We start from the raw sequence: 14,834 nt of genomic DNA, 5'->3' as shown, positions 1-14,834 counted from the left end.
ACAAAAAATATCTTGAACCCACGAGATTTATTTCCTGAATCAAACTATTTTGCTTTTTCAGGAACAAATTTATTCGGTTTCATGATATCTTTTTTGTGATTCATCATTATATGGGATAATTAATATACAAATTCAGTTTGTCAGGGGGGATAAATTTGATTCATGTAGATCCAAACATCTATGCATTAGGAAAAATTTTTACTTGGTTCATCTTCTTTTATGTCTTCAAATCTATCTATCATCCACAAAAATTTTATCCATTATTCATTCTTTACATTCTTAGTATTCTTTGTGATATCTTTACCCCATACGCCTACTTAGTAGTTGCCATACTACTATTTTTAACTTTTTATTGGGAGAAAAGGTCTAAAATTTTCTTATTAAATACTATTCTTCTAAGCTCTTTAGTTCGTCTAATTTCTCAAACAATTGCTAACTTCGCTATTATCGTTTTCTTTACTAATAACGTTTCAACAGAAACAATGCAAGGTAGTCTTTCGCTCGTTATAACGGCTAACTTAATTCAGGCTTTTATTTCCTTACTTTTTATTTATCTGTATCGTCGTTTCAATATTGCTACTATTTGGAATATTGAAAAATCATTATTATTTAGTTTACTAATTGGTTATCTATTCGCCGTTATCTTTATATTTATGCAAATAATTCAGCATTATCAAGCATATTCAGATCTAACTTCTGGAATTATGCTCTTCATTTTAATCCAATGTACTTTTATCGTAATTATTTTTCTAAAGGGTAATCAAGGTCAAAAAGAAGCCTATACGCGTGAATTAACTAAGGAACAACTCAAAAATCTTAAAATGTACACCGATCAATTGGAACATGATCAAATTAAACTACGTCATTTTGAACACAACTACAAAAATACAATTTCCAATCTACGTACAATTGCTCAAGAGAAAAATTATCCAAAAATGAAATCTTCTTTAAATACCTTAGAAAATTACTCTGACAGTTATTTTGATAATATTTCTATGCAACTCTTTAAGGATCTCAATAACGTTAAGAATCCTTATTTAAAGAGCCTATTGATCAGTAAGCTAACCCTAATCAATCAAAACAATATCATCTGTCACTTTGAATGTCGTGATAGCATTGATGATATTTTGATCAATATTTTCGATCTAGTGAGATTACTAGGCATTTCTTTCGACAATGCTATTGAAGCTACTAAGAATCAAAAAAATGGTGAAATACAAGTTGCCATCATTGAAGAAAAAAAGCAACTGTCCTTTATTATCAACAACACAACTACCATTAAAACCGATATTAACGAAATAATGGAAGAAGGATTCACTACCAAAAAACATCACTCCGGCCTAGGATTAGTTAATATTCAAGACATTAAAAAGAAGTACCCTAACCTGTTCGTTCAATATCGAAATAACGAATCCTGGTTTAAACTTAATATTGTAATTATCAAATAACTTGAGGAGTATTTATGCCTTTTTCAATAACTGGATCTCACTTACTAAGAGTTTTCTTTTCTTGGGCTGTCTTCTATTACGTTTTCAACCTTACCTATCATTCCAGATTATCAGCTCAAAGAAGAATTGCTACATACGTTTTATTAATTTTTATATCTTCAGCTTTAAATCTTCTTCTAGGTGGGCAGGCTGTACTTTTAATAGGACTAGCTATTTACTTTAGTCTTTGGACCAAGAAAAGGGTCAATTACTATTTGATAAACCTTATTTTGCTAAATCTTATTATAAAATTCTTTGCCTTCTTTATTCCAAGCCCTATCTTAAGGTATATTTTCCCTAACCCTTATAACTCCACTTATAGCTTTACTTTAGTTGTAGTATTAATAGAATTCATCTTTTCAATTATCTTTGTCTACTTCTATAATCATCTGAAATTAAATGATTTCTTTCAATCACGACAAAATGCCATGACCAGTATTATCTTAGGTTACATCTACGTTATTTTATACATGTTCATCATGATGATGCAGCACTTTACAGTTTATGCTCATTTAATTACCGGCATTTTCCTATTCACCTTATTACAATGTATCTTTATTATGTTCATCTTTATTCACACTCGGAGACGACAAAAAAAGATATATCAAGATAAATTTTCTCAAGAACAAGTTAAAAATTTAAAGTTATATACTGACCAATTAGAGAGCGATCAACTCAAGTTACGCCATTTCAAACACGATTATAAAAATCTTTTATTTAGCCTTCAAACAGTAGCTCAAAATGAAGATTATGAAGCTATGAACCAGGCTCTTGATAAACTAGAAAATTACTCCGATGATTATTTGAACAATTTATCAATGGACCTTTATCAAGATCTTAATAACGTTAAAATCGCTAGTTTGAAAAGTCTCTTCATCAGTAAGTTAAATATTATAAATCAAAGTAAAATTTTTAGTTCCTTTGATTGCAATACAGAACTAAATGAAATTCCGATTAATATTTTAGATTTAATCAACTTATTGGATCAGGCAATTGATAACGCCATTCTCTTCACCAAACGTCAAGAACACGGTCAAATTCAACTAGCAATCACTCAAGAAGATAATCAATTAGCATTTTTAGTCAACAATACTGTAGCCAATATTCCTACGACAGAACGTGAACAAGATTATTTGGACCTTTTAAATATCAAATCACTAAAGAAAAAATATAATAATGTTTTTATTCAATACAGTAAAAACGATAAATGGTTTAGATTTCACGTTACATTAATTATTAAAGGAGATAAAAAATGAGCTATCCAATCATTATGTGTGAAGATGATCCAATCCAATTAGAACAGTTGAATAAACTAATTAAAAATTACATCTTATTTCACAGCAATCTTTTTCAAATAAAACTTCAAGCATCAAATCCACAAATGGTCATTGAATACTTGAACAATCAAGAACCCCAAAATGGTATTTATTTCCTCGATATTGATTTAAAGTCTGATCTTGATGGTATACAACTAGCCGAAAAAATTCGTCAAAAAGACGTTCAGGCGGAGATTATTTTCGTCACAACTCATGATGAATTAGCACCATTAACTTTAAAAAGAAAAGTCGCTGCGCTAGATTTTATTGAAAAGGATCAACCTCTCGAAGACTATCGACAAGAGATATATGATACTCTAGACTACGCTCAAAAAATTATTGATGAAACCAGAACCATTCAAAAAAAGACCTTCTCTTTTGAAGTTGGAACACAAGTTTATAATTTGGAAAAAAACGAAGTAGTTTTGATAGAAGCTTCAGATATACCACATCGTTTAAATATTTATTCAACTAATGGCAAATTTGAATTCTATGGAAAACTGAATGAACTAGAAAATAAATATCCTTTTTTATTTAGAATTAATCGTTCCTGTTTGATAAATCCTGAAAATATTCAGCATATTGACTTTTCTGTTCGTAAAATTGATTTTGATGATGGTTTAACAAGAAAATTCTCTATCGGTAAAGCTAAAAAACTTAAAAAAGTCATTCAAGAGACACTCTAAAATCTATCGTTATAACGTAAAAAAATGCTTCTCTTATAATTTAAGAGAAGCATTTTTTGAATTAAATATATCTATTAGTGAATAAGCTGTTTCAAAACTCGTTGTTCTTTTTGAAATCTGAGAAATCTCATTCCATAAGCGACCTGAATAATCATTAAAGACTAAATGGTCGTATTTCTTGGCATGATTGACTTCCTCTATCAATTCATTAACTTTTTTATCAAAGAGCGAACCACGATACTGTTTGTCCTTTAATTCTTGGACAGATGTTTGAATCAATTTATCTGTATCTTGATCAATTACTGATTCATTGATTTGCTTACTAAATGATTTTTCAAATTCAATTAATAATGATAATAGTAATTTCTGTTTTGAATTATCCATTTGTCTTCTCACCCGTATACTAATATAACTGATTTTTAAGATAATAGATACAGTTTTTATGTATTATCGAAAGCATCACAAAGCACATACATTTGATTTTTTCTATCTAAAAGGATTACTCAATCCCGTTCCTTTGAGAACACTATTGGCATCATTTTCAGTCGCCTTAGCCAAAACTAATAACGCATTAGGAGCTTTATATTTATTAAGTATTAAATACTTAGAGATCATATTATTAATTTCCTGACAGACAAGACGAACTTCCTTACCATCTTCCAAATCACGGTAAGCCCGAAACAATTTAGTTGTTACAGCTGTATCAGTAGCAACCTCTTTATCCAAACAAGTCTGTTGAATTAAGTCCAATAATTCTTGTCGTTTCATATTCACGGTCTCCCTCTTTTAATAAATTTGATTTTAATATAGAAAAAGCCTAGTTACAACTAAGTCGGCTAAAGAATACAGTTAGTCCAAGAAATCGTTTTCTACCTATTATATAGCGTGAAACTAACTTCCATGTTATTATTTAAACAGTTTATCGAAAGGATGGTATTCACATCATGCGCTTAAAGACAGATATCATTTCAACAAATATATAAAAAAATGGCATTGTTACCCTGGGGTAATTAGTGCCACCAGGAGGATTTAATGACTGAATCTAAATTAACATTTGAAAAAACACGTGTCATCGTTGCCGGAGTTAGCCACCTACAGCCTGATTTCGAATATACGATGCAAGAACTAGCTGCTTTAGTTGAAGCAAACAATATGGAAGTGGCAGATACTATTATTCAAAACGCCAATAGCGTTAGTGGAGCAACCTACTTTGGCTCTGGTAAAGTTACTGAAATCAAAGAGATAGCCAACGCTGACGATGTTCAAATTATCGTTTTGAATGATGAATTAACACCATCTCAAATTAGAAACCTTGAAAAAGAAACTAAATTGAGTTTTATGGATCGAACTGAATTGATCCTTCAAGTTTTCTCCAATCGTGCTCAAACTAAGCAAGCTAAGTTACAAGTTGAAATTGCTAAATTACAATATCAACTACCCAGAATTCATCCATCAGGTAATCCATTGGATCAACAATCGGCTTCAGGTGGATTAGCTAACCGTGGTGCCGGTGAATCTAAACTAGAATTAGACCGTCGAGTAATTCGTAAACGTATTACGGCTTTACGTAACGAGCTTAAAACGGTCGACAAAACGGTCAACGTTCAAAGTAGACGTCGAACTAATACTTCTTTACCATTAGTTTCATTAGTTGGATATACTAATGCTGGTAAATCAACAACAATGAATGGTATTTTGAATTTTAATAAAGAAGATTCCGAAGACCGTAAGGTTTTTGAAAAGAATATGCTCTTCGCTACACTTGATACTAGCGTTCGTCGTATCGACCTAGAAGACAACACAAGTTTCTTACTTTCCGATACCGTCGGCTTTGTTAGCAAACTACCTCATAACTTAGTTGAATCTTTTAAGACTACTTTGAAAGAGGCGCAAGCTGCTGATCTTTTAATTCAGGTCATCGATATCTCTGATGAACACTGGCGTAATATGATCGAAGTCACTGAAAAAACTTTGAAAGAAGTTGGCGTTGTTGATAAACCAATGATCTATGCTTTTAACAAGGCTGATCTAAAACCTGGACAACAATTTCCATCTATTGAAGGCGATAATATTTATTATTCAGCCATCGATAAAAATTCAATCGAAAAATTAGTTAACCTTATTAAACTAAAGATCTTTAATAACTATAAGAAGACTGAATTGCTTATTCCATATAGCGACCAAAAGATTACTGAAGAAATTCTCAAAACTTCCCAAGTACTCAAAAAAGAGTTCATTAATGACGGTTCATTGATCACTGCTAATTTAAGTCCTGAAGAATTAGAAAGATTTAATAAATACATTCAAACAGAGATATCTGATTAACAGATATCTCTGTTTTTCTTTGCATTTTAACCCTTATTGTATTATTATTTTATAAACATTAGAATTTTTCTAATTAAGGGCACTTGATTTTAATATTCATTAGTGTATTCTAAGAATAATATTTTAGGGAGGTTAAACAATGAAATTCAAGAAGAAGTATTTACTTGCATTGTTACCGATATTTCTATTCGCACTAGTTCTGAGTGGTTGTGGTTCCGCTTCTGAAAAAGATAGCAAAGATACCCTCTCAATCAGTTCCAGTGATGTTATTGCAACAATGGATTCATCTATGAACACCGATGTTATCGGGGCACAAAATTTAACTAACACTATGGAAGGTCTTTACAGATATGATGGTAAAGAATTAAAACCTGCCATAGCCAAGAAGGTTGTTAAACCAACAAATGATGGTAAAACATATACCTTTGATTTAAGACATACTAAGTGGTCTAACGGAAAACCTGTTACTGCCAATGATTTCGTTTACGCATGGCGCAGAACGGTCGATCCTAAGACAGCTTCACAATATGCCTACATTTATACTGGTATTAAAAATGCCGACAAGATCAATGCCGGTAAGAAACCCGTAAATACTTTGGGAATCAAAGCATTAGGTAAATATAAACTTGAGGTTACATTGGAAGATGCTATTCCTTACTTCAATACTTTGATGGCTAGTTCAACATTCTATCCTCAATACAAACCATCTGTAGAAAAAGCCGGTAAGCAATATGGTTTAAAGAGTGAAGGAATGGTCTTCAACGGACCTTTCAAATTAGTTAACTGGAATGTTTCAAATAACAGTTGGACTGAAGTTAAAAACAACTCTTACTGGAATGCCAAATCAGTTAAGCTAAAGAAAGTTAAGTACTACGTCGTTAAAGACGCCAACACTGGTTTGAACCTATACGATACAAACCGTATCAACCGTCTTGAAAAACTTGGTGGTGATACAGCTCGTCAAGTTTCAAACTACAAGACTTTCTCATTGGATAAACAAACAGGTAACTTCTATCTCGAATTTAACCAAAAGAAATACAAGTTCTTCCAAAATGCCAAAATTAGACAAGCAATTTCTATGGCCATTGATCGTAAACAGTTAACTGACAACGTTCTTGGTAAAACTGGTGGTATTGAACATACCTTAGTTCCTGTTGGTATGTCATACAATCCTAAGACTAAAGTAGATTTCACTAAAGAAAAAGTTCTTCAAGATTCAAACAAGTACACCGAATACAATCCGGCTGAAGCTAAGAAACTTTGGCAAGAAGGTATTAAGGAAACTGGTCAAAAGAACCTAAGCTTTACACTTCTAGGTGATGATACTGATAATGCCAAGAAGCAAAATGAGTTCATTCAAGGTCAACTTGAAAAGAACCTACCTGGTTTGAAGATTACTTTACAAAATGTTCCATTTAAGTCACGTCTAGACAAATCAACATCTGGTCAATTTGATATTGTTGTTACTGGTTGGAATGCCGATTATCCTGATCCTGTTACATTCTTGGATATCTTTACAACTGGCAATACACAAAACAATGGTAAGTATTCAAACAAAGATTATGATGCTTTGATCAACAAATCTAAGACAACTGATGCTACTAATGAAGAAGCTAGATGGCAAGATCTACTCCAAGCAACTAAGATCTTAACTGATGATCAAGGAGCTGTTCCTTTGTATCAATCATATCAAGCTAACTTAACTAGAAGTAACATCAAGGATTACACAATGACTCCAAATGGTAGTTACAACTTAGTTACTGTTTTCAAAAAATAATCAATGATGAGGGAGATTAAATAATGGCTAAATATATTCTCAAAAGAATACTTTATTTATTCTTGACCCTATTCATTATTGCGTCGATAACATTCTTCTTAATGAAGTTACTTCCTGGTACACCATTCTCTAACCAGAATCGTATGTCAGCGGATCAACTAAAAATTGTTAAAGCACAATATGGATTGGATCAATCAGTCGGTGTTCAATATGTTCGTTATATGGTCGGTTTATTACATGGTAATTTGGGTACATCATTCCAATTCAATAATGAACCTGTTACAGCATTAATCGGTCAAAGACTTGCTCCATCAATGCAAATTGGTGCTCAAGCTATGATCCTTGGTACTATCTTCGGTATCTTACTTGGTGCCGTCGCAGCTATTCGTAAAAATTCATGGGTTGATACTTTAGCTACATTCATTTCAATCCTTGGTTTGTCTATTCCTTCTTTCGTTTTAGCTGTTCTTTTACAATTCTACCTAGCCTACAAATGGAAGATCTATCCAGTTGCTCTTTGGGATAATTTCCAATCAAGTGTTTTACCAACCTTGGCTTTAACAGCACTGCCATTAGGTACTGTCGCCCGGTTTATGCGAACCGAAATGGTTGATGTTATGAGTAGTGATTACATCGAATTGGCTAAATCAAAAGGTAATTCCAATTGGAAAGTTGTTTCCAAGCATGCACTTCGTAACTCATTGATCCCCGTTGTCACAATTATTGGACCTATGGCTGTTTCTGTTATGACTGGTTCTATGGTTGTTGAAAACATCTTCTCAATTCCTGGTATTGGTGAACAATTCGTTAAGTCAATTACAACTAACGATTACCCTACTATCATGGGTCTTACAATCTTCTATTCATTCTTATTAATCATAGTTTACTTGATCGTCGATATCCTTTACGGACTAATCGATCCAAGAATTAGACTAGGAAACGGAGGTAAAGAATAATGGAACAGACTCCTCAAATTCCTAAAGAAAAATTTAGACTCGTTCACGACGAGAATAATGCCGAACAAGAAAAGATCGGTACACCTTCACTAACATACATGCAAGATGTTCGTCGTCGTTTATTTAAGAATAAAGTTGCTGTCGTTTGTTTAACTTTACTTTCAATTATTGTTTTAATTTCAATCTTTGCTCCACTTATTGCCCCATCTAATCCCAACGCTCAAAATGTTACTATGTCTAATCTCCCTCCTAAATTGGGTAACTTGAATATCCCCGGTATGAACGGATATCAAAACATGGGTGGTAAAATGGTTGATGCCTACAAACAGGCTGGAGCACCTAAGGGTACATCATTTATCCTTGGTACTGACTACCTAGGCCGTGACCTTCTATCAAGAATCATCTATGGTACAAGACTTTCATTAGTCGTTGCCGTACTTGCTACATTAGTTGATCTTCTAATCGGGGTACCCTATGGTATCGTTTCTGGTTGGAAAGGTGGCAAAACTGATACATTCATGCAACGTATCGTTGAAATTGTTTCATCAATTCCTAACTTGATTGTTGTTATCTTGATGATGATTGTTCTAAAACCAGGTCTAACATCAATCGTTATTGCGATTGCCATTACTGGTTGGGTTACAATGGCTCGTCTGATTCGTGCGCAGACCTTCCAATTGAAGGAACAAGAGTATATCTTGGCTGCGAGAACTTTAGGTGAGCCATCAATGAAGATTGCTACAAAACATTTAATTCCTAATCTTTCTTCAACAATTATCATTCAAACAATGTTTACGATTCCTAATGCCATTTTCTTTGAAGCTTTCCTAAGTTTCATTGGTATTGGTATTCCAGCTCCAAACGCTTCATTAGGTACACTTTTATCAGATGGTCAAAAAGCCTTCAGATTCTTACCATATCAAATGTGGGCTCCAGCTATTATCTTGAGTATTATCATGATTGCCACTAACCTTCTTGGTGATGGTTTACGTGATGCCTTTGACCCACAATCATCTGAACACTAACTAAGGAGAAATCGAAATGGATAAAATTCTAGAAGTAAAAGATTTACATGTAGATTTTGACACCTATAACGGTACCGTTCATGCGATCCGTGGTGTTGATTTCCATTTAAATGCCGGTGAAACCTTAGCTATTGTTGGTGAATCTGGTTCTGGTAAATCTATTACTGTTCGTTCAATTTTACAATTATTGGCTTCAAATGCCACAATCTCAAAAGGAGAAGTTCTCTATCACGGGGACGATCTTCTACAAAAAAGTGATAAAGAAATGGATAAGATCCGTGGAAATAAAATTTCTATGATTTTCCAAGACCCAATGACATCTCTTGATCCTACTATGACAATTGGAAAACAAGTTGCTGAACCACTTTTGATTCACAACAATGTTTCTAAAAAAGATGCTTTAAAACGTGCTGAAGAAGTTCTACGTCTAGTTGGTATTCCTAATCCAGCTGCCAGAATGAATGACTACCCTCACCAATTCTCTGGTGGGCAACGTCAACGTATCGTTATTGCAATTGCCATCGTCGATTACCCAGAAATCCTAATCGCTGATGAACCTACAACTGCCCTTGATGTTACCGTTCAAGCACAAATCATCGACTTGCTAAAAGAACTACAACAAAAAATTGGTACTTCGATCATCTTCATCACCCATGATCTTGGGGTCGTTGCCGGAATTGCTGACCGTGTTGCTGTTATGTACGCTGGTCGCTTCGTTGAATATGGTTCTGTTACTGACATTTTCTATAATCCTCAACATCCCTATACATGGGGCTTGCTTGATTCAATGCCTACTCTAGACACTAATGAAGATGCCCGCTTGAATTCTATTCCTGGTACACCACCAAACCTTTTGAACCCACCAAAGGGAGATGCCTTTGCACCTCGTAATGAATATGCTATGGAAATTGATGAAGAAGAACAGCCACCATTCTTCAAAGTTTCTAAGAATCACTACGCAGCCACTTGGTTGCTTCATCCAGACGCACCAAAAGTTACACCACCCGAAGGTATCATGAAACGTTTCGCAAAATTTGAGAAGTTAGGAGGCAATGCTAAATAATGGCAGATGAAAGAAAAGTAATCGTATCCGTAAAACATCTAAAACAATATTTCAACATTGGTAAACCTAACGAGGTTAAAGCCGTTGATGACGTTTCATTCGATATTTATAAAGGTGAAACTTTTGGACTTGTAGGTGAATCTGGTTCTGGTAAGAGTACTACTGGACGTAGTATCATCAGACTTTATGATCCAACAGATGGTCATATTTTCTTCAATGGTCAAGATATTAGTAAGATCAAGAGCCATGGTCCTAAGATGAAGGAATTCCGTCGCGAAATGCAGATGATCTTCCAAGATCCTTACGCTTCATTGAACCCAAGAATGAAGGTTAAAGATATCATCGCTGAAGGCCTTGATGTTCACGGTTTAGTTAAAAATGACCAAGAACGTGATCAAAGAGTCCGTGAACTACTTGATATGGTTAACCTAAATCCTGAACATATGACTCGTTACCCATATGAATTCTCTGGTGGACAGCGTCAACGTATCGGAATTGCCCGTGCTTTGGCTGTTGATCCTCAATTCATTATCGCTGACGAACCTATTTCAGCCCTTGATGTTTCTATTCAAGCTCAAGTCGTTAACTTGATGCAAGATATCCAAAAGAAAAAAGGTTTAACATACCTCTTTATTGCCCATGATCTTTCAATGGTTAAATACATCAGTGATCGTATCGCTGTTATGTATCGTGGAAAAATCGTTGAATTAGCTGATTCTAATGAGATTTACAATAATCCATTACATGCTTATACTCAAAGCCTCTTGTCAGCTATTCCCGTTCCTGATCCAGAGATTGAAAAGAGTCGTACAAGAATTGATTTTGATCATAAGAGTCCCTTCAAGGATGATCAAAGACTTCAAGAAGTTTTACCTGGTCACTTCCTCTATTGCAGCAATGAAGAAGCAGCTCAGTACAAAAAATAGATAACTAATAATTTGATGAGTGCAGACATCAAACGTTATGTATCTGACAAATTTCAAATCCTATAAAATACGATTCAAATCCAATACCAAACAAATATTATTTTATAAAAAGTAAAAGAGCTAGCCGAATGGCTAGCTCTTTTTGTATTTAAATTATTTTTCATAGACTTTAACTTCTTTCTGTTTAAAATTTTCTTATATATCAGGGGGGGAGGAGATATATTTTTAAAAAAATCTATTTGTAATTTATAGGGGGGATTAAATAAAAAGGATTATTAATTTTAATTTTAGTTATAAATTTAATTGGTTCTTTCATGAGGAACTTGTTTGTTCATTTGGTCACCTCTTTGTTATTTGACTATGTTTAAATAATAACGAGAATTTATGAATATACGATTTAGAAACTGCGAATTATTTAACAATTAAATGTGAAGAAAAATTGATTCTTTTAAGGATGCGTATACCAACTGGGTGTTTTTAAGTATGCCGTCGTCCGCAAAATCTCTGTGGATGCTGGAACGTGGTGGGCACAGATTTGAGCTAATGAAGTTCGCATTATCTCAAATACTGACCTTGAACCTTTTAACCAAAAGAAGAATGATATCCATCAAGAAATACAAGTACATTTACATCTCCTTGCATACTTAATAAAACCTGTTTTCCCCTTTTATCTACTGAATTAAAAATTAACTGATCAAAAGAGCAAAACACTAGTCCGGAGCAACAAAGAAAATGGGTTCACGTAGTAAGGTTAGTAGAAGGCCGAAATTTCTTTGTTGCGGAAGACGACATATTTCACCTTCCCTGTAACATACTTCGATCTAGAACAGAAAAGGCCTGCCAGCGGCAGGTCTTTTCTGTTTTTGATATTTATTAGGGGGAATAAATATCTAATTGTTTTTAGGAAATTAACTTTATATCTTAAAGGGGGAGATATTTAAAGTTTTTCTATCTATGTGTTTTTTAAGGGGATTAAACTTTTTAAAAATAGAGTATTTATATAGGGGTTTATTTCTATTCATGTGTAAAGTGAGTTATTTAAGAAACTAATAGTTACGAGGGGTCTCCAATTTCATCCGGTCACTTCTTTCAAATTAAATTAATTCTATATCTTTAAGGGGGGAGATATATTTCTATTTATAAGAGTTATTCATGTTTTAATAATCATCTAGTAAAGAGTTGACTAACAATTAATATTGCTTTTGCTCTTTGTTATTTGACTATGCTTAAATAATAACGGGAATTTATGAATATACAGTTGCCAAACTAAGAATTAATTTATAACAATATATGAAGAAATTGTGACCTCTCTCTTTCCAACTAAGGATTTCGTCAAAATATCTTAGCGCTATAAGACTAATTACCTGAATTAGAAATTCAGCTGATTTATACTTTAATTAAAATGATTATAAAGTGAGGCTATTAATATGAAACTAACCAAAGATCAAAAAGTCGATTTGAAGGCTGCCATTATCGCCGGTACAGCAGCTGGAATATTCTCAGGTTTTGTAAAATTAGGCTGGGAAAATATCCTACCTCCTCGTACACCTGCTCGTGATGCCGTTAACCCACCTCAAACATTGATGGAACAAGCTGGAATTCCTAAGCAGATTACTCGTGGTACTTACACCTATTCTGAACATCAAATGCCTTGGGCTAGTTTTCTAATGCACTTTGGCTTTTCAACTTCATTTGCCATTATCTATGAAGTCTTAGCTCAATATAAGCCTTTTATCAGAAAAGGCTCCGGTGCTATTTTCGGTTTAGCCATTTGGGTCGCTTTTCATATTGGAATTATGCCTATGATGAAAACAGTCCCTTCTCCCAAAGATCAACCTACTGAGGAACATATTTCAGAAGCTCTCGGTCATATCGCTTGGATGTGGACAAACGACATCGTCGGACGTGAGCTCTATCGTCGTTTGACTACTCAAAAATAGGAGTAACTTTTGAATAAATGGAAAACTTCACTAACTGAGAGAATCAGTTATGGATTAAGTGATGCAGCAGATAATTTGGTTTTCCAAATGATGACTACCTACCTATTATTCTTTTATACAGATGTCTTTGGTTTAACTGCGAATGAAGTCGCCATTCTTTTCGTTGTTGCAAGGACCGCCGATGTCTTTGAAAGTTTAATTATTGGAATCATGATCGACAATACTCATTCTAGATGGGGGAAAAGTCGGCCATTCTTTCTTTGGTACTCATTTCCTTATGTAATTTTCGCTGTTCTCACTTTTGTCACGCCCAATTTCCTACCACATTCCGGGAAATTATTTTGGGCCTACGTCACTTATTTAGGCCTTGGATTCTTCTATACAGCCGTAAACCTACCTATTACTTCTATCTTACCTACTATGACGGATAATGAGCAGGAAACGACCCTTTTAGGCGTTATCAGACAATTCTTTGGCAGTTCAGTTCAAATTATTGTAGCTGTCTTTACAATTCCACTAGTAAACTTCTTTGGTAAAGGCAATCAACAAAAGGGATTCCTAGGGACTATTCTTCTCTTCGGGATCATTTCGCTATTTCTTATTCTCAACACATTCTTTCATGTTAGAGAACGCTATACAAACAACGAAATCAACCATCAACCTATCTCTGAAGTTTGGAAAATGTTAAAACAGAACAAGCCATGGATCGTAATTTCAATCGTAATCTTTCTTTACTGGTTAACTACTTCCATAAAAAATCAAACTACTATTTACTATTTCAAATACATTATCCACGACGAGAACCTCGTATCTTTAGCTAATAGTTTCACTTTGACTGCTTTGATTGGAGTAGTAGCTATCTATTTCGTTTCGGCCAAACTTGGTAAAAAAAATACGATGCTTTTAGGTATCGTCACTGCTTTTGTTGGGCAACTGATCATTACCTTTGCCACTTATACCAAAAACTTACCAGTACTATTCACTGGTATCTTCATCAATTGTATTGGTGGAGGTTTCATTATTGGACTAGTGTCTATCATGATTGCTGATACTATTCGCTATGGAACTTCTATGGGTATCCAAGCTGAGGGTGTCTTAGCATCGACTGATGATTTTGGCGTTAATTTAGGACTAGGACTGGGCGGACTTATTACTGCTGAATCACTACAACTTTCAGGTTACGTTTCTAATAAAACCCAGTCAGCTACAACTATTTCCGCTATCAATTTAAACTACGCATTAATTCCGTTAGTCCTTTATATCATCATGTTTTTGATATTACTAGGTTACAACGAAAAGAAAATTCAAGAATCTATTAAATAAAAGAAGGCAA

General features: G+C 33.9%; 13 protein-coding genes. 11 read left to right on the top strand and 2 right to left on the bottom strand.

The genetic code is table 11. From position 1 onward, the window contains the following. The first annotated feature begins 155 nt into the window (after positions 1-155). The 3 genes from LAB100_RS07860 to LAB100_RS07850 are packed head-to-tail and all read left to right on the top strand — an operon-like array spanning position 156 to position 3,489. Positions 156-1,448: a sensor histidine kinase gene (locus LAB100_RS07860; RefSeq protein WP_119326626.1), complete on the top strand. Its 1,293-nt coding sequence runs from the start codon at positions 156-158 to the stop codon at positions 1,446-1,448. A gap of 14 nt (positions 1,449-1,462) precedes the next feature. After that, on the top strand, positions 1,463-2,743 hold the full coding sequence (locus LAB100_RS07855) for a sensor histidine kinase family protein (RefSeq protein ID WP_119326625.1): 1,281 nt from the start codon (positions 1,463-1,465) through the stop codon (positions 2,741-2,743). Next, on the top strand, positions 2,740-3,489 hold the full coding sequence (locus tag LAB100_RS07850) for a response regulator transcription factor (RefSeq protein ID WP_119326624.1): 750 nt from the start codon (positions 2,740-2,742) through the stop codon (positions 3,487-3,489). The genes LAB100_RS07855 and LAB100_RS07850 overlap by 4 nt, the downstream gene beginning before the upstream one ends. A 33-nt stretch (positions 3,490-3,522) precedes the next feature. On the opposite strand, the gene LAB100_RS07845 is transcribed toward LAB100_RS07850, so the two are convergent. After that, positions 3,523-3,873, bottom strand: a complete 351-nt coding sequence (locus LAB100_RS07845) for a hypothetical protein (protein ID WP_119326623.1) — start codon at positions 3,871-3,873, stop codon at positions 3,523-3,525. 102 nt (positions 3,874-3,975) lie between these two features. Continuing rightward, the gene (locus LAB100_RS07840; RefSeq protein ID WP_119326622.1) at positions 3,976-4,257 is read right to left on the bottom strand and encodes a bacteriocin immunity family protein; all 282 of its coding nucleotides are present in this window, start codon (positions 4,255-4,257) and stop codon (positions 3,976-3,978) included. A gap of 264 nt (positions 4,258-4,521) precedes the next feature. Here LAB100_RS07840 and hflX point away from each other — a divergent pair, with 264 nt between their 5' ends. The 8 genes from hflX (at position 4,522) to LAB100_RS07800 (ending at position 14,824) form a co-directional block, all read left to right on the top strand. Next, entirely contained in the window at positions 4,522-5,814 is a 1,293-nt protein-coding gene (gene hflX / locus LAB100_RS07835) for a GTPase HflX (protein ID WP_119326621.1), read from the top strand. 139 nt (positions 5,815-5,953) lie between these two features. Further along, positions 5,954-7,591, top strand: coding sequence for a peptide ABC transporter substrate-binding protein (locus LAB100_RS07830; RefSeq protein ID WP_119326620.1), 1,638 nt, complete (start codon positions 5,954-5,956; stop codon positions 7,589-7,591). Between the two features lie 23 nt (positions 7,592-7,614). Then, the gene (gene opp3b / locus LAB100_RS07825; protein ID WP_119326619.1) at positions 7,615-8,547 is read left to right on the top strand and encodes an oligopeptide ABC transporter permease; all 933 of its coding nucleotides are present in this window, start codon (positions 7,615-7,617) and stop codon (positions 8,545-8,547) included. Beyond that, positions 8,547-9,572: an ABC transporter permease gene (locus LAB100_RS07820; protein WP_119326618.1), complete on the top strand. Its 1,026-nt coding sequence runs from the start codon at positions 8,547-8,549 to the stop codon at positions 9,570-9,572. Before opp3b ends, LAB100_RS07820 begins: the two co-directional genes overlap by 1 nt. A gap of 16 nt (positions 9,573-9,588) precedes the next feature. Continuing rightward, positions 9,589-10,635, top strand: a complete 1,047-nt coding sequence (locus LAB100_RS07815; protein ID WP_119326617.1) for an ABC transporter ATP-binding protein — start codon at positions 9,589-9,591, stop codon at positions 10,633-10,635. After that, complete coding sequence (locus tag LAB100_RS07810) at positions 10,635-11,561, top strand: ABC transporter ATP-binding protein (protein WP_119326616.1); 927 nt, start codon at positions 10,635-10,637, stop codon at positions 11,559-11,561. Before LAB100_RS07815 ends, LAB100_RS07810 begins: the two co-directional genes overlap by 1 nt. Positions 11,562-12,988: 1,427 nt before the next feature. Next, positions 12,989-13,501 (top strand): DUF1440 domain-containing protein, encoded by a 513-nt coding sequence (locus tag LAB100_RS07805; RefSeq protein ID WP_119326615.1) that lies wholly within the window; start codon positions 12,989-12,991, stop codon positions 13,499-13,501. 9 nt (positions 13,502-13,510) lie between these two features. Further along, a complete protein-coding gene (locus tag LAB100_RS07800; RefSeq protein ID WP_119326614.1) occupies positions 13,511-14,824 on the top strand; it encodes an MFS transporter in 1,314 nt (437 codons plus the stop codon). Positions 14,825-14,834: the final 10 nt, after the last annotated feature.

This window comes from Companilactobacillus musae, from assembly GCF_003967595.1.
Lineage (GTDB): Bacteria > Bacillota > Bacilli > Lactobacillales > Lactobacillaceae > Companilactobacillus > Companilactobacillus musae.
Note: the sequence above shows the minus strand (reverse complement) of the source record. Positions and strands in the feature narration are given on the sequence as shown.